22 protein-coding genes are annotated in these 20,261 nt (G+C 70.9%); 6 read left to right on the forward strand and 16 right to left on the reverse strand.

Annotated elements, in window-relative coordinates:
* The first annotated feature begins 251 nt into the window (after nucleotides 1–251).
* From OG556_RS40570 to OG556_RS40590, 5 genes are all read left to right on the forward strand, one after another.
* Nucleotides 252–575 (forward strand): hypothetical protein, encoded by a 324-nt coding sequence (locus OG556_RS40570; RefSeq protein ID WP_331731576.1) that lies wholly within the window; start codon nucleotides 252–254, stop codon nucleotides 573–575.
* Nucleotides 572–874 (forward strand): hypothetical protein, encoded by a 303-nt coding sequence (locus OG556_RS40575; protein ID WP_331731578.1) that lies wholly within the window; start codon nucleotides 572–574, stop codon nucleotides 872–874. The genes OG556_RS40570 and OG556_RS40575 overlap by 4 nt, the downstream gene beginning before the upstream one ends.
* 64 nt (nucleotides 875–938) lie before the next feature.
* Nucleotides 939–1,427 carry a hypothetical protein gene (locus tag OG556_RS40580; RefSeq protein ID WP_331731580.1) on the forward strand — a complete coding sequence of 163 codons (489 nt, stop codon included), beginning with the start codon at nucleotides 939–941 and terminating at the stop codon, nucleotides 1,425–1,427.
* An 81-nt stretch (nucleotides 1,428–1,508) separates the two neighbouring features.
* Nucleotides 1,509–2,162 carry a plasmid partition protein gene (locus tag OG556_RS40585; protein WP_331731581.1) on the forward strand — a complete coding sequence of 218 codons (654 nt, stop codon included), beginning with the start codon at nucleotides 1,509–1,511 and terminating at the stop codon, nucleotides 2,160–2,162.
* Nucleotides 2,159–3,298 carry a hypothetical protein gene (locus tag OG556_RS40590; RefSeq protein WP_331731583.1) on the forward strand — a complete coding sequence of 380 codons (1,140 nt, stop codon included), beginning with the start codon at nucleotides 2,159–2,161 and terminating at the stop codon, nucleotides 3,296–3,298. The genes OG556_RS40585 and OG556_RS40590 overlap by 4 nt, the downstream gene beginning before the upstream one ends.
* A 110-nt stretch (nucleotides 3,299–3,408) precedes the next feature.
* Here the strand turns inward: OG556_RS40590 and OG556_RS40595 are convergent, their stop codons facing one another.
* Nucleotides 3,409–4,878 carry a restriction endonuclease gene (locus tag OG556_RS40595; RefSeq protein ID WP_331731585.1) on the reverse strand — a complete coding sequence of 490 codons (1,470 nt, stop codon included), beginning with the start codon at nucleotides 4,876–4,878 and terminating at the stop codon, nucleotides 3,409–3,411.
* A 271-nt stretch (nucleotides 4,879–5,149) separates the two neighbouring features.
* Here OG556_RS40595 and OG556_RS40600 point away from each other — a divergent pair, with 271 nt between their 5' ends.
* Complete coding sequence (locus OG556_RS40600; protein WP_331731587.1) at nucleotides 5,150–6,703, forward strand: DUF2637 domain-containing protein; 1,554 nt, start codon at nucleotides 5,150–5,152, stop codon at nucleotides 6,701–6,703.
* Nucleotides 6,704–6,776: 73 nt separating this feature from the next.
* On the opposite strand, the gene OG556_RS40605 is transcribed toward OG556_RS40600, so the two are convergent.
* From OG556_RS40605 to OG556_RS40675, 15 genes are all read right to left on the reverse strand, one after another.
* Nucleotides 6,777–6,965 (reverse strand): hypothetical protein, encoded by a 189-nt coding sequence (locus tag OG556_RS40605; RefSeq protein ID WP_371523301.1) that lies wholly within the window; start codon nucleotides 6,963–6,965, stop codon nucleotides 6,777–6,779.
* 98 nt (nucleotides 6,966–7,063) lie between these two features.
* Complete coding sequence (locus OG556_RS40610) at nucleotides 7,064–7,234, reverse strand: hypothetical protein (protein WP_331731591.1); 171 nt, start codon at nucleotides 7,232–7,234, stop codon at nucleotides 7,064–7,066.
* 462 nt (nucleotides 7,235–7,696) lie between these two features.
* Complete coding sequence (locus tag OG556_RS40615) at nucleotides 7,697–8,449, reverse strand: hypothetical protein (protein WP_331731594.1); 753 nt, start codon at nucleotides 8,447–8,449, stop codon at nucleotides 7,697–7,699.
* A gap of 121 nt (nucleotides 8,450–8,570) precedes the next feature.
* Nucleotides 8,571–11,945, reverse strand: coding sequence for a LysM peptidoglycan-binding domain-containing protein (locus OG556_RS40620; protein WP_331731597.1), 3,375 nt, complete (start codon nucleotides 11,943–11,945; stop codon nucleotides 8,571–8,573).
* A 5-nt stretch (nucleotides 11,946–11,950) separates the two neighbouring features.
* Nucleotides 11,951–12,394, reverse strand: a complete 444-nt coding sequence (locus tag OG556_RS40625) for a pilus assembly protein TadG-related protein (protein WP_331731600.1) — start codon at nucleotides 12,392–12,394, stop codon at nucleotides 11,951–11,953.
* On the reverse strand, nucleotides 12,391–12,795 hold the full coding sequence (locus OG556_RS40630) for a TadE family protein (RefSeq protein WP_331731603.1): 405 nt from the start codon (nucleotides 12,793–12,795) through the stop codon (nucleotides 12,391–12,393). Before OG556_RS40630 ends, OG556_RS40625 begins: the two co-directional genes overlap by 4 nt.
* Before the next feature lie 89 nt (nucleotides 12,796–12,884).
* Complete coding sequence (locus OG556_RS40635; protein ID WP_331731606.1) at nucleotides 12,885–13,304, reverse strand: TadE family protein; 420 nt, start codon at nucleotides 13,302–13,304, stop codon at nucleotides 12,885–12,887.
* Nucleotides 13,305–13,346: 42 nt separating this feature from the next.
* Nucleotides 13,347–13,556 carry a hypothetical protein gene (locus tag OG556_RS40640; protein ID WP_331731609.1) on the reverse strand — a complete coding sequence of 70 codons (210 nt, stop codon included), beginning with the start codon at nucleotides 13,554–13,556 and terminating at the stop codon, nucleotides 13,347–13,349.
* Nucleotides 13,557–13,588: 32 nt separating this feature from the next.
* Nucleotides 13,589–14,488: a type II secretion system F family protein gene (locus OG556_RS40645; RefSeq protein WP_331731612.1), complete on the reverse strand. Its 900-nt coding sequence runs from the start codon at nucleotides 14,486–14,488 to the stop codon at nucleotides 13,589–13,591.
* Nucleotides 14,485–15,378 carry a type II secretion system F family protein gene (locus OG556_RS40650; RefSeq protein WP_331731615.1) on the reverse strand — a complete coding sequence of 298 codons (894 nt, stop codon included), beginning with the start codon at nucleotides 15,376–15,378 and terminating at the stop codon, nucleotides 14,485–14,487. The genes OG556_RS40645 and OG556_RS40650 overlap by 4 nt, the downstream gene beginning before the upstream one ends.
* Entirely contained in the window at nucleotides 15,375–16,955 is a 1,581-nt protein-coding gene (locus tag OG556_RS40655; protein ID WP_331731618.1) for an ATPase, T2SS/T4P/T4SS family, read from the reverse strand. Before OG556_RS40655 ends, OG556_RS40650 begins: the two co-directional genes overlap by 4 nt.
* Nucleotides 16,948–17,766 carry a hypothetical protein gene (locus tag OG556_RS40660; RefSeq protein ID WP_331731621.1) on the reverse strand — a complete coding sequence of 273 codons (819 nt, stop codon included), beginning with the start codon at nucleotides 17,764–17,766 and terminating at the stop codon, nucleotides 16,948–16,950. The genes OG556_RS40655 and OG556_RS40660 overlap by 8 nt, the downstream gene beginning before the upstream one ends.
* Nucleotides 17,766–18,458, reverse strand: coding sequence for an SAF domain-containing protein (locus OG556_RS40665; RefSeq protein WP_331731624.1), 693 nt, complete (start codon nucleotides 18,456–18,458; stop codon nucleotides 17,766–17,768). Before OG556_RS40665 ends, OG556_RS40660 begins: the two co-directional genes overlap by 1 nt.
* Before the next feature lie 48 nt (nucleotides 18,459–18,506).
* Entirely contained in the window at nucleotides 18,507–19,451 is a 945-nt protein-coding gene (locus OG556_RS40670; protein ID WP_331731627.1) for a hypothetical protein, read from the reverse strand.
* The gene (locus OG556_RS40675) at nucleotides 19,445–20,023 is read right to left on the reverse strand and encodes a hypothetical protein (RefSeq protein ID WP_371523307.1); all 579 of its coding nucleotides are present in this window, start codon (nucleotides 20,021–20,023) and stop codon (nucleotides 19,445–19,447) included. The genes OG556_RS40670 and OG556_RS40675 overlap by 7 nt, the downstream gene beginning before the upstream one ends.
* Nucleotides 20,024–20,261: the final 238 nt, after the last annotated feature.

The following is a 20,261-nucleotide window of genomic DNA, read 5'->3' on the forward strand; positions in this document are numbered from 1 at the left end:
CGGGCCCGAGTCGACCGGCCAGGGCTCGGGCAGGCGGGAGCGTTGCTCCCCCAGGGAGGCCAACTGGCGGCGGAGGGCGGACACGCCCCGCCGGTGACGTCGAGAGCGGAGGGACCGCGCCCGGTGCCCCGCCGCTGCTCGCCCAGGTACAGCGACATCGACCGGCGGCGGGCGGTTCCCCCAACAGCCCGCATACCGCTACCGTCGACCATGACCGCAGACCTGCGGCGCATAGCCCAGGAGGAGACCAGGTGACCACTCAGCCCGGCCACCAGGCCCCGGAGACGCCGAAGCCGACAACCCTGCGCGAGCTGCGCGTCGCGCTCTCGCGCTACGGCCTGCCAGGAGACCGCGAAGCCTTCGAGCAGGACCTCTCCGCGGCCCTCGACGCATCCCCGATCGGTGACTTCGCCGCCGTGACCGAGGTCATCGCGACCTACCGAGACCGGCTCACCTTGCGTACCAGCGCACACGCGATGGCCTCGCTCGCCGCCCCCATCGGCGGCCAGAAGTGGATCCCGGCCACCGAGGCCATCGCCCGGGCGCGCGAAGCAGCCACGGACCGCGACCGATGACCGAGCAGCCGGACCGCCCCCGAACCGACCCGCTGCACGTATTCCTCTCCGACGCCGCCGAGCGGACCCTGGCCACCCTGCGGCCCGACGAGCTGGACGTCGTCGAGAAGCTCGTCGAACGCCTCTCAGTTCACCCGAGGCTCGGAATCCCGGTGCCCGGAGGAGCGGACCCCGAGGTGGACGACTACACCGCCCGCACCGACCCCGCCGCCGTCACCGGAGACCGCATCAGCGTCATCTATCGCGTGCACGATCACATGGGCGCGGTGTTCATCACCTGGATCATCTCCGGCCCCTAGCGGTGCTGCCGGCCCGCGAGACCTGCAGCAGCACCTGTCGGTCCCACCCGGCATGATGCCGATCATGACCGACGAAGCACCCACGCTCGCCTCCTCCACCGACTACGCCGACGCCGTGGCCACCGCCGTACAGGCGGCAGCCGCCTACTACACCGACGGCAGCGCACCCCTCGGTGACGACGAGTACGACGCCCTGCTGCGCGCCATCGCCGCCTACGAGGACACCCACCCCGGCGAGGTGCTGCCCGACTCCCCCACCGGCAAGGTCGCCGCCGGCGCCGTGCAGGGCGACATTCCGCACAGCGTGCCCACTCGTCGCCGGCGACAAGGCAGGCTCCAAGCGCGCCAAGGCCGAGGAACTCGGCGTTCCCGTGAGCACACCGCAGGAATTCGCCGTCCTGGTCGCCGACTACCTGACCAGCCTGTAAGGGCGGGCCGGCCGCATCCCCACCTGGTTGGTGGGCATCAGAGGTGTTCTGCCGATCTCCGCTGCCTCGGCGTTCGGTGGTGTCACCCAAATTTGGGTGACACCACCGAAGATGAACCACCATAAAACGGGTGTATTGGCTGAAATGTGCAAGGAATCATGACAGGGGGTGAGAAGTTGGCGCCGAAGCGCCGCTAGGGTCGTCCCATGCTCATTGCCAATGTCAGCCCCCGGACCGGTGGCAAGACCACGGATTCCGGTCTCCTCGCCCACGCCGTCCAGGAGACGAAAACGAAGAAGGCCCCGAAAGGCCGCAAGGTCAAGGGATTCGATGCCGACCACTCGCAGCAGTTCTGGCAGTGGGCACAGAACGGTGACTTCGCCTTCCCCGTGGACAAGCTGGCAACCGCGCGCTTCCACAAGGAGTACGTCCTGCCGGAGGACGTGATCGGCATTGTCGACTGTGGACACAGCGAGAACCACCCGGACATCACCGATTCCGTTCTCCGCGTCGCAGACCTCGTGATCCTTCACATGGCCCCTACCGCAGGGGACTTCGAGCGCATCGTTGAACCGGTCGACAAGACCACCCTGGCCGACATGATCAAGCGGTCCGCATCGTTGCGAGCCGATGGCCAGGCACCCCCAGCTGTGGTTCTTCTGAATCGAACCGTCCCCAACGCCAAGTCGTCGAAGAACTACCGCGCCGAGATGGCAGCTGAGGGGTGGGACGTGCTCGCGACGACGATCCCGAGGTCTGAGGCCTTTGCCCAAGCCGTCGGCTTTCCCGTGATGGACGCCAGCAAGGGCCCCTTCGGAGCTCTCGTGCTGGAGCTGGAGTCCCGGGGGCTGCTGACGTGAGCCAGCACACCGCGAACATGCAGCGCAGGGCCGAAGAGCGCAAGCGCAAGCGCGAAGAGGAGGAACGCAAGCGCAAGGAACAAGAGGCGGCGTCGGCGGCCGGTGGCAACGGCGGTCTCCCAGACGCTCAGCCGGCCGGACAGGAACTCGCGCCCACCACCGAGACCCGACCCGCCTTCGTGCCCCCCCAGCCGAACGACAACGCGACGAGGCCCCAGCCTCTGACACCGGATCTCATCCCCGAACCGGATCTCATCGAAGCCTCCGGCGAGCTCACCGCAGATGAACGCCACGACCTCGCCCAGTGCGAACGCGCCTTCCGCCACGCCAACCAAGCCGCCTGGATGAAGGGGAAAGCCGCACACGCCGTCCGAAACCGGCGCCTCTACCGGGAGGGCGGCAGAACCTGGGCCGTCTACTGCGAGGAAGAGATCGGAGAGTCCGAGTCCGACGTCAACCGGCAGATCCAGGAGTGGCCCCTCGCAGCCGCTATCGGTACGGCCTACACCGTGAAGAAGGCCGTGCCGGCCTCTCACGTCCGGGCACTGCTCCCCTTGACCCGGACTGCGGACGTCGACGAGCTCGCCGTCTCCTACAGCCGGCTGCGCGCGCACGCGGACGAGCTGGGACTCAAGGTCACAGCAGCCGCCCTCACCTCGATGGTCGACCGCTTCTCCAAGGAAACAGACCCATTGCCGGTCGCTCAGTTCGGGGCAGCAGTCCGAGCCATCGCCCCGGCCCCCAGCCGCCGGCAAGTCAAGTCGACGGGCCCAGCCTCGGCTGAGAGTCACCCAAATTTGGGTGATGACCGTACGTCGGATGCCGAGCAGGACGTGCAGAACTCCGAGGACACGAACATCGGAGAGCAGACAGTTGACGGTCACCCAAATTTGGGTGACTCCTCTCAGGAGCAGCAGACCAGCGAGACCGCCTCCCACGGATGTCGCGAGGCGGAGACGATGGAGACCGTCGAAGCAGAGGTCATCGACGAGTCCCGAGCCCTCGCGCTTCTGGCCAGCCTCACCCATGCCGCAGGGGCGCTACCGGACGATCTGCTGGAGGCCACCCCGGCGACCCTCATGGCGATCTCCGCAGCTGCACGGCACATCGCTGAGACGGCGGAGTCCCTCCTCTGAATAGCCCGATCACCCAAAATTGGGTGACTCACACGAAGGCCCGGCACCACGCCGGGCCTTCGTCGCTAGAAGGGCACGCGGGAACCCCCTCGGCCCGTTGGGTCACGGCGTCAGCGGATTCGCGCGACAGTCGGCATCGGATGCAGATCCCACACGGCATCACCGTCGCCAGCCCAGCGCTCGATCTCCCGCCTGCCCAGCAGGGTGATGTTGTGCTCCAGCGCGAAGGCCGTGGCCTTGCGAGAGAAGCCGCCGTTGGTCACCAGCAACGCGACGTCGGCCTGGTGGACATCCCACACCGTCCCCTTGAACCGCTGCAGGTCCGGTGTGCCCACCTTGCCTTCACCCGAGGTGTGCTTGCACTGGACGACGAACCGCCTGCCCGACCGGGGTGAAACGGCGATGACGTCAGCACCCATGTCCCCCGACCCGCCGAAGCCCTGCTCGATGGTGAATCCATCACGGGCCAGGAGCCGTGCCGTCAGATGTTCAAACTCCCGGTGATGGAGAGCGCGTATGGCGTCGTTGGACATGGACAGCCCCGACCGTGACCAGTCGAACCGCCGGTTGGCGGCGAGCGCGAGGGGGTGTACAGCCTCGGCGTGTTGGCGGATCGAAAGGTCGAACCGGCCCCTGGACGCAGCCACCTCCTGCGACACCGCTGCCAGCTCGGCGAAGCGCGCCAGCCCAACCGGACGATCAGGACGTGCGGCGGTCAACAGGCCCGACTCCTCCGCCAGCTCGTCCCACAACTCGTCGGCCCGTTCCGCCAGGCGCGCCGACGCCTCCGCCTCCTTGGCCAAGCAGGCCGCCAGTGCGGAGTTCGCGGGATACCAAGCGGAAACGCCGTCGAGCGAGATCGGCGCCGGCATCACCGGCCATCGCTTGCGGGCCCGGAGCTCAGCGCGCTCGAACTGCAGCACCTCCGCCGACACGCGGAGGCGATGCTCCTTGGCGGCGGAGTGAACACTGCGGAGGAACGAACCCTCCGGAGGGATCTCGCCGGTCGCCACGTGATTGCGCCGAGCATGCTCGTTCAACGCGGCTCCGTGAACCGCCTCGTGCAGGCTCCGCATCGCCATGGAGAACTCCCGACGCCCCTGCTCCAGCTGAGCGCCTATCTCTGCCGCGTCCTCGACAGGTGACCTACGACGAGTCCCCATGCGCTGGAAGTAGGCCACCGGATCGAGCCCCGCCTCGTCGCGCATGCTCTCCCACGCAGCGACGGCCTCCCCGCGCAGGGAGGAAGCGCGCTCCATGAGCATGCCCAACCGCGACGAGGCCTGATCGAGTGCGCCCTGGACCTCCGCCCTGACACCGGACGGAGCCCAAGCGTCGCCAGCGGCCGGCCAGGCGTTGCGGCAACGATGCCTGAGAGCGAAGTACTCCCGCTGGACGGCTTCGTGAAACTCCACCGACTGGTCCGCCCAGTCCCGGCAGAACCAGACCTCCGTGACCCACAGCCAGGCCGCCAGCAGGTCATCGGAGTCCGCCGACGCGATCTCCAACCCCATCTGCTTCCTCAGATCGGCTCGCTGGTATCGCGAAGGGGTGATGGCGGCCGCACGGTCGATGATCATCGAAGGAGGGTACCCGGGTGGACCGACACCCGAGCATCCGGCGGGACCGATGCTCACCTCCAAGCCAACCAGGCTCATCCAGAAGCCACCTCCCACACCCACAGCCTGGACGAACAGACACCGACCATGGACACCCCCGGCAATGAACCACTAACGCTCAGTGCCCGAATCCTCCAAAGGACGGGTCCGAACGTCCCTCAGCCCGGCCAATCTTCGACCACCGACAGCACCTCGTGAAACAGTGACTCCCTGAATACCTGATCACCTGAGCATGGGGGAGTCCGTGGCCCGCCCGGTCCTGAAAACGATCCACTGGTGGATGATCGGCTTCGTCGCGCTCGGGGCGTTCCTCCTCGCGGCGATCGGCCTCGGAGGCTCGTACCTCGCCGTCCGCGATGTCGCCCTCGCCAAGGGGATGGGCAAGTTCTCCCAGGTCTTCCCGATCGGGGTGGACGCCGGGATCATCGTCCTGCTCACCCTCGACCTGATCCTCACCTGGCTACGCATCCCATTCCCGTTGCTGCGCCCCACGGCGTGGATGTTCACCGTTGCCACCATTGCCTTCAACGCGGCCGCCTCGTGGCCGGACCCGCTCGGTGTGGGCATGCACGCGGTAATCCCCGTGATCTTCGTGATCATCTCGGAGGCTGGCCGCCACGCCATCGCCCAGCTCGCCCGGCTCACCTCCGACAGGTCCATCGAGAAGATCCGGCCGATGCGCTGGCTCCTCGCTCCCCGTCAGACTTGGGTGATGTGGCGCCGGATGCAGCTGTGGGAGATTCGGCGTGTGGACGACGCGGTCCGGTTGGAGCAGGCCCGCCTCGCCTACCTCACCCTGTTGAAGGACTCCCCGGTCGGTCCGAAGAAGAAGCTGCCCGCTGCCGCGCGCTTGCCGCTGCACCTGCTTGCGCTGGGTGTGCCGATGGAGATCACCTACGAGGACGGCCTCGCGGCTGCCGGCGTCTCCACCCGTCCGCTGGACCGGATCTTCGAAGCGCGCGCAGCCGCTGACGGCCAGCCGAAGCAGCAGGCTCCGGCTCCGGATGATACGGCCCAGTTGCCGAGTGTCGCCGGTCCGCGCAAGGAGCTCGACCCAGCGGACGGTGAGATACCGTCCGCTCCTGAGGAGGCATGGGAGGGCTTTGCGGGCCCGACGTCCGGCCAGCCGACCGCTTTGCGGGAGCCCGACGGGCGTTCCTTTGCGGATGCGGGACCCGGCGGCAAGGCCTTTGCGGATGCGGGACACCTCGTTCCGCAAAGCCCGGCTCCTGCGCAGGAATATCGCGAGACATCGCAGGCCAGCGCCCTTGCGGGCGGCTTTGCGGAGACCGCTTCGGCGCCGGCGCACGCGATGCGGGCCGAGCCGGAGGCGGACCCGACGGCCACGTACGGGCAGTCGGACCCCCTGGACGCCCGCACTGCTCTTGCGGATGCGGGCCAGCCCGAGGCGCCAACGCGGGAGGCTTCCGCAGCGCTTGCGGAGACCACCCGCACCGAAGGGACAGCGCCCGCCAAGGGTCCGGGCGAGGACGAGCTTCCAGCCATCGACTCCGCCCTGGCCGACCAGGCGCTTGCCATGGACATCCCCTTGAAGTGGGCAATCGGGTTCGCCATCTGGGTCGCCGAGCACGGAAGCTACCCCGGGCCGGAAGAACTCCGTCGCCTCCTCTTCCAGCACCCCTACAACCTGCGGGCGCGGGGCAAGGAGGATCAGCCGGTGAGCCTGCGCAGCGTGGAGCGCTACTACAAGGACCTCAAGAAGCTGGTCCCGCTCCCTAGCCAGGAGGACCAGGAGCAGCTCCAGCTGGAGAGTGCAGGGGTCTGACCCTCCCTCCACGACGACGGTCCGGCACCCACGGGTGCCGGACCGCTTCGCTGCCGTCCGGCGCACCGGCCGGTCACCGGCCGGCTTCCGCCTCGTAGCGCCGGATCAGGTCCGGGCCTGCCGGACCGGAGCGCGCGGGTACGAGCGCGGCGTCAGCCACGACGGTGTGCCCCGCCGTCGGCACGAACCCGGCGGCGCGCAGCGAGGCCGTCGAGGACTCGCGGCCCCGGTCGCTGCGCATGAGCGACGGTGCGGTCGCCACGATCGCGGGGCCGCCGATCCGGGCCAGGAGTTCACCGACCGGCAGGACGTCGAGGCCGGTGTCGATCCAGGGCTCGTTGACCGACAGGTGGCTGAGGATCAGGAAGTCGCCGAGATCGCTCCGGGGCCCTCGCCCAAGGTCTCCCGCACGGCGGGGACGAGGCGGCTGCGGCCGACCCGAGGGGTGAACGCGGACGCGAGCACCGCCTCGGTCAGCTCCTTCTCCAGGACCTCAGCCTCCCGCACGTCGGTCAGGACATCGGTACCCACGGCCCCTCGTTCCAGGCGGATCCGGCGGATGGTGACCACACCCACCTGGTCGTGAGCTGCCGGCCACTGGTCCGCCGCCTGCCCCTCGGCCAGCTGCCGTACGTTGATCCGGTGCCGCTCCTGCCGTTCTCCTCGACCGACGGGGCGCCGATCGATCTGGTCACGGTGAGGTGAAGGCGCGCCGGGTTGCCGGGCACGGTCGTCGGCGCGGATGGATCGGTAACGGTCTCACTCACGTTGCTCCTCCTGCACACCCTCTGCCTGGCTGGGCGCAGCATCGCAGATCGCCAAGCTCCCCGATGAGGCATTCGCCCGAACGGGGCCGTCAAGGGGCGGGCTCCGGACCTGGCCGATCCGAGTCCGGAACGGCCGCTACGTACGTGCCCAGGGTGGAATCGGCGGTCCCGGCCGGGGACGGGGGGAGGTCACCGCGGCCCGCGTCGGCCTTCCCCGGGAAGCGGTCTACGACCTCGGGAAGTGGGTGTGCCGGTCGTACTCGGCGTGGCCGGGGTGGCAGATCTCCAGGATCTGCCTGTTGGGGATGTCGGCGCCGTAGTGGATGGTGACGCCGTTGCCGCTGAGCCTGAGGTGCACGCCGATGAAGTCGAAGAGAAGTTCCCGGCCCGCGGCCTTGGCCGGCGGTGTCGATGCGTCAATGCCCGCCACCACTAGGGTCGGCCGGCCCAGCCGACGGATGCGATCGAACTCGGCATTGGTCGACACCGGCCCGAACTGCCGGACCTCCCCACCCCACTTCGACAGGAGCTTGAGCGGCCAGGGCTGGGCGAGCGGCTGCCGGGAACTGGCCAGACTCACCTCACCGAGCCGGGACCTTGCGACCGAGGGGCGTTCGTGCTGGAACGCCGTGGACTGTTCCAGCGCGGGCAGGTCGCTCTCCAGGAGAAACCCTTTCTCCACGGCGAGTGCCACCCTGGACTTCAGGGAGGTCTCGGTCAGGGCCAGCAGCCCGAGCGTCCGCACATCCTCGACCTCGTAGTCCAGCAGCCGGGTCACGTGGTACGTGCGTAGGAGGCGCCCTGCAAGCATCGTGCGGACCTGCTCGTCGAAGGAGGCGTGCTCGCCGAGCACGTTGTGGAGATCGCCCGCGGAATCGAGCCCTTCGGGAGCGGAGACGGCGAGTTCACCTATCAGGTCGGCGAGGTCGGGCGGCCAGGTCGTGGTGTCGTCGAGATCGACGATGTTGGGAGTGGTCACCATCCAGGCATACCGGGTCGCAGACCGGCCGTGCACCCTGTTTTCGCGGCATGCCGGAGCCGGCAGGGCCTCGTGGAGAACCGGCCGGTGACTACCGGCCGGGCCTACGGTGGTGAGGGGATCAGCGGACCGTGGCGGCGGGCTTCGAGGTGAGCCGGACGATCAACTGCTCCGTCGTGTCCTGAAGCATTCCGTCCCACCCCATGTCGACGGTCATCTGCCGGACCTGGGCGATGGCCTCTCGCACTCCGGCAGGGTTCCCAGCCCGGTGTTCGACGCGCATCCAGCTGCGGTAGAGCACCTCGGCGGCTGGCTCGACGTCGAGCCCGACAGTGACCGCCCGGCGGGCCGCCTCGATGTCGAGAACCTCGTCCTGGATGCGCAGCGTGGCCACGGCGTGGGCGGTGTCCACGATCTGGCCGACCATCGTCTGTACGAGCGGCGCTGCCCAGGTGTGGGCGCCGGCCCCGCCGAACGGCCGTCCGCGGACGAGATCGAGCGCGGCCTCCAGGTCCAGGACTCCGGCAGCGCCGTGCGGAAGTCCGCGCTGCGCGAGGAAGCTGAAGGTGGCGTAGTCGCAGGTCACCTCGGGGGAGAGGGTGTACTGCTCGACGCCCTTCGGCTTGGGCCGCAGGTACGGCTCGCCGGTGGAGTCGACGCCCAGCCGGCGCCGGAGCCGGGACATGTGGGTGTCCATCGTCGACTGGGTCCACGGGCTGAGGGGGTCCATGTTGTTGGCGATCGCGCCGTAGCCCCGGTCGGACTTGAACAGGAGCAGTGCCGCCAGCAGTACCAGCTTCGGCTGGATCGGGGCGTCGCCGATCCCGGTGATCCGCAGCGGCCCGAGCACCTGTACCTGCGGCGCGCAGCCCTCTGTCGGAGCGGGAGCATCGCCTTCGCGGACGACGCTCACTCGCGGCGGAACCTTGGTGAGCTGGTGAGTGACGGAGGCTGTGGGGGCTTCGTCCGCAGAGGCCTCGGGGGTCTCGGCCGGGCCTTCGGTCTGGGCGGGAGTGATCTCCTCGGTCCGCTCGGTGGCGTCCGGCTCGACCGGCTCGGTGGTTTCGGCGGTCCGGGGCTCGTCGTCGGCCCGGGCCGGGGCGGTGGTGGCGGGCATCTGCTCCTCCTCGGCTTGCTCCTCGACCGTCTCTTCCTGCTGCTCGTGATCGCCTGTCGTCTTCGCGTCGGCCGGGGCGGTGAGCAGGGACAGGTGGCTGCGGGGCGCGTCGCCGCCCTTCTGGAGGGAGGAGGGGCCGAAGACCTTGCGGTCGGGGTCCGGGACCATGGTCCACGCTCCCCCGGCCGGGGTGGCCGGCTGTGCTGCGGTGGTCAGGTCGGCGGTCAGCTGCCGGTAGACCATGTCCGTGACGCGCTGGAGCACGACCTCGGCGTCCAGCGACTCAAGCGACTGAAGCTCCGTCACCAGGTTGGCGTCCAGGACCTCGGCGTCCGGGAACAGGTCACGCGTCGGGCCGGCCGCAGGCAGAATCGCTGCGACGCGCACCCCGGCGGGGACCTTGCCGATGACGTCGGCGAACTCGTACAGCTCGTCCGGCGAGGGGACGGTGGAGCACACCACCGTCCAGGGCTGCGGCGGCTCGCCGCCCTCGTGCTCGGCCTGGTGGAGCTCGACCATCACCCGAGCCAGGTCGGCGGTCGCGGTGGTCAGACGGGGGACGAACATGGTCCGGCACGCGGGGAGGAGCTGCTGCAACTCCAGGCCGAAGCCCACCGTCATAATCTCGGCGTGGTCGGCCCACAGCGCGGTGCCGGCCTCCATCGCGATGCCGCGCGCGACCTCGCGCACGTTCTGCTCGTCGCCGTCCAGGAGGAGCACCCGGGCGTGGTGAAGGTCCGCCAGCAGCAGGGTGCCGTCGGCGGCGGTTCCGATGGTGGCCAGGCCCGGGTAGGGGGCAGGGACGGCGCGGGCCTCGCCGGCGTCCAGGAGGACGGCGCGGTCGCCGCGCACGCCCCACCACCCGCCGGGCCGGTCGCTGAAGGGAGCCAGAGCCTCGGTGCCGGCGTCCTCGACCAGGATCTCCACCCGGTCCTGCTGGACCCGCGCGCCGATGATCTGCGGAAGGTCCTGCGGGTGCTGGTGGGCCAGGGTGCGCAGCGCCCGGTCGAGGAGGTCAACCAGGACGGGGGAGGAGGTGCGGTCGAGCACCATCTCGGTCTGGCTGGTCTCCTGCGGCATGGCGATCTGCTGGCCGGGTCGCCGGTCGCGCTGCTGCGCGCGGCGGCGGGCGGCGAGGACGGCCAGGGCGCCTGCGCCGAGCAGGGCGGCGATCCCGCCCACGCCCTGCTGGACGGAGACCGGTGCCGTGCTGTGGTCCTGAGCGGTGCCGGGCGGTGCCGGCGCGGGTGTTGCCTGGGTGGCTTGCTCCGGGAGGGAAGGGGCGGCGGGTGCCTGTGAGGGGGCGGCGGCCTTCGGGGCTGTCGGCTCGGGGGCGCTGTGTCCTGGCGTCGGGGCCGTGGCGGAGGGCGTGGCCTCGGGAGCCGGTGCGGATGCGGACGGGGCGCCGGCGGGCGCGGGGTTGTGCTGCGCGGGTCCGGTGGAGGGCTGGGTAGGCGCTTGGGGTGGGGCGTTCGCGGGCTGCGGCTGGCTGGGGACGTCCACGGGGCCCGGGATCACGATCACGTCGCCCGGTTCCAGCTCGTCGGGGTCGGACAGGTGGCCGCCACGTGGCTGATCGGTTGTTCGGGTCGCGTCGAACAGTTGCGGGTAGGCGTCCGCGTCGCCGAGTTCGCGTTCGGCGATCCCGGAGAGCGTCTCGCCTTGGCGGACCGTGACGGTGTGCCCTCTCTGCGCGGCTTGGGGTGTCTGGGCCGGTGCGGCCTGCGCCGGGTGGTGGGCTTCCGCATCGGCCGGCAGGCGCAGGATCATGCCGGGCTGGAGGAGGTCCGCCGTGTTGATCTGTGGGTTGAGGTCGGCGATCTCGTGCCAGCGGGTGCCGTCGGCGAGGTAGTGCTGGGCGAGGTCCCAGAGGGTGTCGCCGGACACGACATGGTGGACGGGGCCGGCCCAGGCCTCGGGCGAAGCGGGGGCTGTGTGCTGGGCCGTGCCGGTGATGGCGGGTGCCGTGGCGGTGACCGGTGCCGCTGAGGCCTCCTGAGGTGCCGCGAACGCGGCGCTGGTCGGCAGGAGCAACGCGACTCCGGCCACCAGGCCGGCTGCGAGGCGCTGCGTTGCGCCGAGGGCCCTGACCCGCGGAGCGCGGCGGCGGCGCAGGAGCGCCGCGGCTTCGACGACGGTGGAGAAGACGAAGCTGAGCCACCCGGCCCAGCCGATCAGGGTGAGTGCGCCCAGGAACAGGGAGCCGTTGTCGGGGCTGGTGAGTGCGTTGGTGACGTCGTCCCAGCTCGGCACCTGGTGAGGCAGCGCGCCGGTCTTCCACAGCAGGACCGGCACGGCGACGAGCAGGGCAAGCAGGAGGGCGAGGGAGAGCAGGCCCCGTAGGGCTGCCCCGAGTCGGGAGACGGTTCGGCGGGGCATGGGGGTCAGCCTCCCTGGACGATCAGCGTGGCGCTGCCTCGCCCGGTGACGGTCATGTCGCCGGGCCAGAAGTAGGGGTGGTAGGTCTCGGTGACGGCGACGTTGATCGATCCGTCGGCGCCCCAGCTCACTGTGCCAGTGGCGCCGACGGCGCGCAGGTAGGCGAGGGCGGCGTTCTGGGCGGCGGTGCGGTCGACGGTGATACCGCCGCCGGAGATCGCCTGGCCGGCGTTGACGGCCTGCGCGCCGGTGCGGGCGGCCTCCTGGGCGGCCGACTCGGCGTGGTTCAGCGACCTGAGCTTGCCGCCGCCGTCGATGACGAGCGCGATGAGCAGCATGATGGTCGCGGCCGCGACCGCGACGAACAGCGAGAGGCTGCCTCGGTCGCCGCGGGGCCGCTGCCGGGTTCGTCGCCGGGCCGGTCCCGGACGTCGGGCACTGGTCGTCATGATGCGGGCCGTCCCCGGTAGGCGTCGATGGTCGAGGTGAAGGAGCCGCTGACCGTGGTGCTTCCCGGCAGGCCCGGCAGGGCGAGGTCGGACAGGGCCACGGTGCAGCGGACGGTCACCGTGACACGGGAGGGCGTGCCGAGCGGGGCGTGGAAGCCTGTGGTGGGGATGTCGACCGTGAGGCTGGCGCAGGTGAGGCCCTGGTCCTGGAGGGTCTGCTGGGCGACGCGGTTGCCGGCGGTGCGGGCGGTGGCGGCGTCCCGTTCCAGGGAGGCGGCGCGGGCGGCGTTGCGGGCTGCGGCGTCGACGGTGTTGTGCGCCAGGTGGACGCGTCCGGCTGCGATCACGGTGAGCAGCATCGCGAACAGGACGGGCGCGAGGATGGCGAGTTCGAGGCTCACACTGCCCCGGTCGCCGCGGCGGCGGCGGTGGGGCGTGGCGGGGCGTTGGCGGTGGCGTGGCCGGCGGCGGGGGCGGCGGCGGGGGCGGTTCACGGGGCGGTCACCCGTTCGCGGGCGGCTGAGGCGTGCTGGCGTACGGGCAGGTTGAGCCCGGGGATCCAGGTGCTGACTGTTCCGCTGACCTCGATGCGTACGGTGGCGCCGTCGGTGCCGGTCACGCTGCGGTCGCTGATGGATGAGCCGGCCCGGTTGAGGAAGTCGGTGGTGGCGGCGGTGCCCTGGCCGATGTTCGCGCCCTGGACGCGGGCGCGTTCGACACCGCGCTGGGCCGCGGACAGGGCCACGTTGCGGGCGTGGTACCAGAGCCCGGCCTGGATGATCGCGAAGATCGTCATCATGACGATGGGGAAGACGATGGCCAGTTCGAGGCTGACCGCGCCGCGGTCCCCGCCGGGTCCGCGGCGGCGAGGCCTTCGGCGGGCCCGGGGGGCCGGGCGTGGTGTGGGCACTGACTGCTCCTGCGCGGGGGTGAGGGTGGTGGGCGGTGGCCGCTACTTGATGGCGTTTTCCTTCTCGGTGAGCTTGGTGCTCAGGAAGGTGCCCAGGCCGATGGCCAGCAGGACGAGGACGCCGACGATGATCGCGGTCTCGATGGACATCCCGCCGCGGTCGCCCTTCGTGCGCGCGGCGCGCAGACGGTAGACCTGGTGCCTCATGTGGACGAGGAACGACTGGGTGACGGGGTCCGGGAACTCGGGCATGGCGAAGTCCTTTCGGAAAGGGAGGAGGGTGGTCAGGCGGCCATGATCCGCGCGATGGCGGGGTAGCCGATGTAGAGGGACATGATCAGGACGAGCGCCGTCACGGGAATGATCATCTTCTCGCTGGCGATGTTCGCGCGGGTCTGCTCGTCGGCGAGCAGCGAGCCACGCAGACTGGCCGCCTGTGCTTGGAGAGTGGTGTAGACGGAGGCGCCCTCTTCACCGGCGACGGCCATGATGTCGGCCGGGGCGCCGAGTTCCGGCACGCCGAGCTCGTCGGACAGCTGCCGAAGGCCCTCCCACGGAGGCAGGCCGCCCAGCTCGGCTCGCGTCAGGGCGTCGCGCAGCCGGGTGAAGACCCAGCCTTCGCCGATCGCGGCGGCCTTGCGCAGGGCCTCGCTGGGGCCGGCGTCGGCAGCACGCTCAAGGCACACCAGCTCCAGGTAGGAGGCGACGGCGAACCGGAACTCGCGGCGTGCCTCGCCGGCCTCCTCACGGACGTTCAGGTCGGGGACCAGCCAGGCCAGGCCGGCCAGCCCCACAGCCACGAGCGCCGGGACCGCGAACGGCAGGTGACCGCCGGCCAGGGTGACGACGGCGGGCACCAGCGCCGGGAACAGCAGGCCCAGGATGGCGAATCCGATCTTGTGCCCGACGTGCTGGGCCGGGGTGCGGCCCAGCAGTTCGAGGTCCCGTCGCGGCAGCCGGATCACGCCCTCGCCGAGCTGACCGAGAAGCCGGCCGCCGAGCCGCTCCAGCACGGAGTCGGCGATCCGGACCGGCCTGGGGTCGAGGTTCTCCAGGCGGCGGGCGTCCACGCGGCGCAGCACATCGCCCAGGTCGGGCCGTGCCCGGGTCGCCCCGGCGATGGCGATGGCGACGCCCAGGCCGGTGAGGGCGCCCGCGGCGATGGCGGGTGCGTTGGCGATCACGGTGCCTCGACCTCCTGGGTCGGCGGGGCGAGGAAGCGCGGGGCCGGCTTGGGCAGGGCGATGCGGCGCATCCAGATCAGCACCCCGGCGAACGAGGCCGCCAGGCCGAGCAGGAACAGGTGGCCGAACGGCGAGCTGTAGGGCTCGACGTAACTGCCGGAGATGACGGACAGCGTGAAGACGCCCAGACAGATCAGCGAGACCCAGCGCGCGTTGGCACGCGGCTTCTCGCGCTCCGCCTCGACCTTGGCGCGCATCCGCACCTCCTCGGCGACCTGGTCGGCGAGTTTGCCCAGCGCCCTGCTCAGACCCGCGCCGCGGTCCTCGACGTGGCCGATCATCAACGCGGCGACGGCGTCGGCGGTCGCGTCGTCCATCTCGGCGGCGAACGCCCGGTACGCCTCCTTCGGCTGCCACCCCGCACCGAGGCGCGACGTCAGCCGCGAGATCTCGGGGACCAGCCCCGGCGGCGTGCTGCGCAGGCTCGCCGCGACGGCCGCCTCCAGGCTGGTGCCGGCGGTGTGGATGTCACTCAGACGCCGAACCCACTGTTCGAGCGCCTCCAGGCGCTTGATCTGGTCCTTGCTTCCACGGCCGGGCTGCAGGATCCAGGGCAGCCCGAGAACGGCGGCGGCGGTCAGAAGACCTCCGAGCAGCCACGAACTCAGAAGCCACACGGCCATGCCCGCGACCCCGGCGGCACCGAGCATCACCCGGCCCCGTCCTCGGACGCCGGCCGCAGCAACCCGCAGCCGCCTCTTCAGCGCCCCCTCGGGCCGGGAGACGGCCGGTGCGCTCGTCCCCACAGCACCCGCCACCGCCAGGCCGACGCCCAGCACGGCGGCGCTCGCACAGACGGCGGCGACAAGGATGTCAGGAGTGATCGTCACAGGCGGGTCACCGTCCTCAGCGGCTGCTCCCAGGCGCCCCAGGGCTGCTGGAAGATGCGCCGGTCGAGGCCGGCGCGCTCCAGGTCGCCGATGCACTGCGGGATCATGTGGGGCACCGCGCGGGGTTCGCGCAGGCCTGCGCTGTCCTCCTTCGGGCCGAAGATGGTCTGCCGGGACGGGCGTCCGCCCTCGCCGACGCCCGTGATCTCCACGATCTGCGAGACGAAGCGGTGCTTGCTGCCGCCTACCGCAGTCTCGTCGACCAGCCTCAGGTAGACGATGAAGTCGATGGACAGGGCGATCTTCCGATAGGCGGACTGCTCGGTCCTGCCCGACTCCTCCACCAGCTCGACCAGCCGTTCGACGACCATCTCCGCCGACTTGGCGTGGAGCGTGGCCATCGACCCGCCGTCGTCGGCGTTGAAGGCGCGCAGCATCGGCAGCGCCTCCGCCCCGCGGACCTCGCCCACCAGAATCCTGCGCAGCGACATACGCAGGCTCTGCTCGAACAGGTCGGTGAGGGTGACCTCGCCCGTCGGCCGGCCGTCGGGGCCGCGTTCGCCGTTGCCCTCTCGGGCTTCGAGTGCCACGACCTCGGGGCCGTCCGGGTCTTCGTGCAGCCAGAGCTCGTACTCGCCCTCCAGCGTGCCGATGCGTTCGGTGCTGGGGATCTCAAGGGCCATGGCCCGCATCAGGCTGGTCTTCCCCGCGCCCTGGCTGCCGGCGATGATCACGTTCTTGCGGGCCTTGACGACGGACCGCAGGAACTGTTCCAGTGCGGTGTCCACCGTGCCCCAGGCCCGCAGGTCCGACAGCGTCTGCGATCGCGTGCGGTGACGGCGGATCACCACGTGGGGGCGGTCGCTGACCCAGGCGGTCGCCGCGAGCCGGGCGCCGTCGGCGAGCCGCGAGTTGAGCATCGGGCTCGCGGGCGTCAGGCTGCGCTCGCTCTGGCCCTGCGTGCGGATGAGCTGGTTGACCAGGGAGATGAGCCCGGCGTCGGACTCGGCGACGGGGCCCACCTCCCGGGAGGGCCGGTCCCGGTAGTCCACCCGCACCCGGTCGCCGGCGATCAGGATGTTCTCCACTGTGTCGTCGTCCAGCAGCGGCTGGAGACGGCCGGCCTGGAACAGCTCCTGGAGAACGGACTTGCGTACGGCCTGCTCACCGGCCTGGGTGAGGGCACCCGCCGTGGCGGCGTAGTCGGTGGCCCACACGCTGACGGTGCTGTTGACCAGCGACTGGCCGAGCTGGAGCCGGTCCGCCCGGGACATGCCGGGGGCGGAGGCCGTGGCGGTGGCGAGCTGCTCGGCGACCCGTGAGCGCAGCTTCGCGATCTCCTCGTACGGCACGGGCAGTGCGCCGGTGTCCTCGACGAGGACCGGGCCGGGCCTGAGCACGGAGGCCGGCACGGCCTCGCGCGCAGGCGTCGAGACAGGGGCCTCGGCCGGTGCGGGCGGGGTGACGACGTGCCAGCCCTCCCCGCCGTGCCCGTTCAACAGGGCGTCACGGAAGCGCTCGGTACGGGAACCGGGTGTGGCGTCGGCGCCCGGGGGCGGGGTGATGACGTCAGACACGGGCTGCCTCCGGAGCTGAGCGCGGTGCGAGCTGGACGCGGCGGCGCGTCGCGGCGACGGTGAGCTGCTCGTGTGCCGACCGGCCGGCCCGGATCAGCGGGGCCAGCTCGAACCGGCCGCGCACCGAGCCGCCCGAGCTGAGCGCCGAGGCCGTCGCAACGTCGTAGGGCAGGGTGGTGACCACCGGCACGCCCAGGTTGCCCGCGATCTGATTGGCCTTGAACGGCCCGTCCTCGACCAGCAGCAACCCCAGGGCGCCGGAGCCGGTGCCCCGGCGGTCCAGGTCCTCACGAAGGACCCGCACCACGGGCACGGCCGCGGCCACCGACTGGGTGGTGGCGCGCACCACCAACAGCACCAGATCGGCACGGCGCAGCAGCGGGGCGGGCGAGTAGGTGGCGTTGACGTTGGTGGCCGATTCGACCGCCACCCGTCCGGCGTCGACCAGGACGTCGTACCCGTCCTCCTCCATCACCCGCAAGAGGCTGTGCAACGGCTCCCAGGTACCGGCCAGGGACGGTGCCTGGGTCGGGTCGGTCAGACCGGGCAGCAGCAGCCGGTGGCCGGGCTGGTCCAGGGAGACGAGGTGGCGCTCGAAGACCTCGGCGAGGGTGCCGTCGCGCTGTGCCGTCGCCAGGCGGTGCAGGCCGACGGCGGCGGTGGCGTGGCCTTGCAGGTATCCGGTGCGGATGCTGCCGCCGGCCGGGTCGCACTCCGCGAGCAGGGTCCGCTTGGGACTGGCCAGGGCCAGGGCCAGGGCGCTCGTGGTGACCCCGCAGGACTTCGCGCTGGTCAGGGCGATCACGGCCATCAGGGCCTCGCCTTCAGCACCAGGGCGATGCGGCCGGTCGCGGCCCATGACGCCACTACCGGGCTGTCCACGGGGTTGACCGCGAGGTCGACGACACGGGCACCGTTCGGGTCGGGCTCGCCGACCTGCAGCACGACGGCCCCGATCGTCGACGGGCGCGCGGCGGGGGAGGCCTTGTCCTCCTGGGCGCCCGGGGTGGAGACCACCTGGACCTCGTCGCCCGCCTGCAGCGACTGCGCCGGCAGCTGACCGACCTTGGCCAGCACACCGACGGTGTCCTTGCCCGCCCGCAGCGGCTGGCCGGCGCGCACCGAGTCATCCGTGACCAGCGTGCCCGCCGGGAGGTCGGCGGCCGCGGCCTTTCCGAGGATGTCGTGCGCGCGCCCGACCGGCACCGGGTGCAGCGCCGGGTCCATGCTGACCGAGACGCTCTTGAGATCGTCGGCCGAGATGACCTTTCCCGCGGGAATGGGCCGGGCGACCGCGATCACTTCGACCCGGTTGCCCGCCCGGTCGACCATGTAGCCGGCCGTCAGACCGGCGACCGCGGCCAGGGCCACACCCACGGCCACGAGTGCGGGCCGGCGGCTGCGGCGCGGCCCGGGATCCGCCACGGGCAGCGGGCCGCTCTTCTCGTCCTTCGCGGCGTCACCGGCCGGAGCGCGCCGCTGCCTCGTCAACGTTGGTGCCATCAGAAATCCTCAAACCTTGCGAAGTCGGCGGCCGGACGGGGCCGAAGGTCAGTGCGTGTTCAGGGCCTGGGCCTCGGCGATCGCCACCGCGGCCGCCGCCTGGCGGTCGGTGGTGATGCGGCCGATCTGGCCCGTGGTCGCCGTCCAGTCGACGATCCACTTGCTCGTCGCGTTGATCGCGTACTGGCCGGCCTTGATGTAGGTGTGCCCGCACTCGGGCTGCTGGGTGCCGTACTCCGGCAGGTACGGTTTGCCTGGGGTCCGGCAGGTCTCGGTCGCGCCGTCACCCGTGGTCCAGACGATGCGGTCCACGTGCGCGGTCGCCGTGACCGTGACGCCGCCGGCGGACACGGAGGCCGACTTGGGGCCCCATGTGGTGTCCGAGACGTTCGTCCAGAGCCACACCGGCAGGCCGACCAGGGTCGTCGAGCCCGGCTTCGGCGCGATGCCGATGTCGGCCCCCGTGAGCTTCATGCTGTTCACGGCCTGCTGGGCGAGCTGGGCCGGGTCGACCATGCCGCCCATGCCGGGCGGGGGAGCGGCGCTGTATATGGCGCCGCTCATCAGCTCGGCACCCTTGGCCAGGCAGGTCCGGTTGTACAGCGCACCCTGCCCGGGCTTCCAGTCAGCGGGCAGACCTGTGGCGAGCTTCCAGCTGTCACTGTCCGGCGGGGGTTGGGGGTCGTAGGCCTTCCAGTAGCAGCTGTCGGCCGGGTTGAACCACCCGTACTTGTCGACGAAGCACGCCACCTCGGCGCCGTCGATCAGGCACTTCGCGCCGCCCCCGCTGCTTCCGCCGCCGTCACCGCCCCCTTCGGGCTTGCCGCCGGTTCCGTTGCCGGTTGCGCCTCCTCCTCCGGCATGGAGGTCGCAGTCGAAGACCCCGGGCGGGCAGTCCACCCCGCCGTCGGCCCAGGACACCGAGGCGGGCACCAGCGCGGTGGCTGCGGAGAGGATCCCTGCGGCGACGGCGGTCCGTGAAGGTCTTAGCATGTCTGCTCCCGGTCGATCGCGGACTCGCCGATCAGCCATTTGCCGTCGACGCGCTGGGCGACGGAGTTGAAGACGTGCCGGTGGACTCCGTCTGTCTCGCTCGCTTGGCCCGTGGTCTTGTTGACCGGAAGGAAGTTCGAGGTGTCAACGCAGTCGCGAATCGTCGCCCGGGGGGGCGTAGAGGCCAGGTCGACAGCCTGGACCTGGGGTGCCAGTTGCGGCTTCCCCTTCACTACCAGGTTGTTCTTCTGGTAGTAGGCCACCGCCACTTTGATGTTCGCGAGGGCCTTGTCGCGGGTGTAGGTCTCCAGGTCGTCGACCCCGTCCAGCGAGGCGGCGTTGTACGCCTTGACCGTTACCGCCCACATTCCCTGGTAGGCGGCCAGTGCCGCCGACTTCGCGTCGGCCGTCGGATCCGCTGTCGGTGTGGGTGTGGCGGTCGGTGTGGCCGCGGGGGTCGTCGGAGAGGCGGTGGCCTCCTTGTGCGTTGACGATGAACAGGCCGTCAGCACGACCGATGCCGCGACCAGGGCAGCGCACAGCAGATTCTTGCGTCGTAGCACACGTGCCACGTGAACCCCCTTGACGTAGTTCGGCCTCAGATCTCAGGCGGCCCGCGTGTCCAGTGGCGCGGCCCCCATCCCCTAACCCTGCGGGCCCGTGCAGCGTCACCCTCGCGGGGCCGGCGATCCGGGAAAGACGGCGGACCGCGACGTCCGGCCAAAGCACAGGGCATGTGCAGCCACCGACTTCACAGTGGTATCGCCCCGTCACAGTAAGCCATTTCCAGCCAAGATCCCAGGGATAATT

It is taken from the genome of Kitasatospora sp. NBC_01300, assembly GCF_041435235.1.
In the GTDB taxonomy this organism is placed as follows: domain Bacteria; phylum Actinomycetota; class Actinomycetes; order Streptomycetales; family Streptomycetaceae; genus Kitasatospora.

Coding starts and splice junctions, on each gene's coding strand:
- OG556_RS40575 (WP_331731578.1), top strand. CDS start 572: ATGACCGAGCAGCCGGACCGCCCCCGAACCGACCCGCTGCACGTATTC.
- OG556_RS40580 (WP_331731580.1), top strand. CDS start 939: ATGACCGACGAAGCACCCACGCTCGCCTCCTCCACCGACTACGCCGAC.
- OG556_RS40585 (WP_331731581.1), top strand. CDS start 1,509: ATGCTCATTGCCAATGTCAGCCCCCGGACCGGTGGCAAGACCACGGAT.
- OG556_RS40595 (WP_331731585.1), bottom strand. CDS start 4,878: ATGATCATCGACCGTGCGGCCGCCATCACCCCTTCGCGATACCAGCGA.
- OG556_RS40600 (WP_331731587.1), top strand. CDS start 5,150: ATGGGGGAGTCCGTGGCCCGCCCGGTCCTGAAAACGATCCACTGGTGG.
- OG556_RS40620 (WP_331731597.1), bottom strand. CDS start 11,945: ATGCCCCGCCGAACCGTCTCCCGACTCGGGGCAGCCCTACGGGGCCTG.
- OG556_RS40625 (WP_331731600.1), bottom strand. CDS start 12,394: ATGACGACCAGTGCCCGACGTCCGGGACCGGCCCGGCGACGAACCCGG.
- OG556_RS40640 (WP_331731609.1), bottom strand. CDS start 13,556: ATGCCCGAGTTCCCGGACCCCGTCACCCAGTCGTTCCTCGTCCACATG.
- OG556_RS40660 (WP_331731621.1), bottom strand. CDS start 17,766: ATGGCCGTGATCGCCCTGACCAGCGCGAAGTCCTGCGGGGTCACCACG.
- OG556_RS40665 (WP_331731624.1), bottom strand. CDS start 18,458: ATGGCACCAACGTTGACGAGGCAGCGGCGCGCTCCGGCCGGTGACGCC.
- OG556_RS40670 (WP_331731627.1), bottom strand. CDS start 19,451: ATGCTAAGACCTTCACGGACCGCCGTCGCCGCAGGGATCCTCTCCGCA.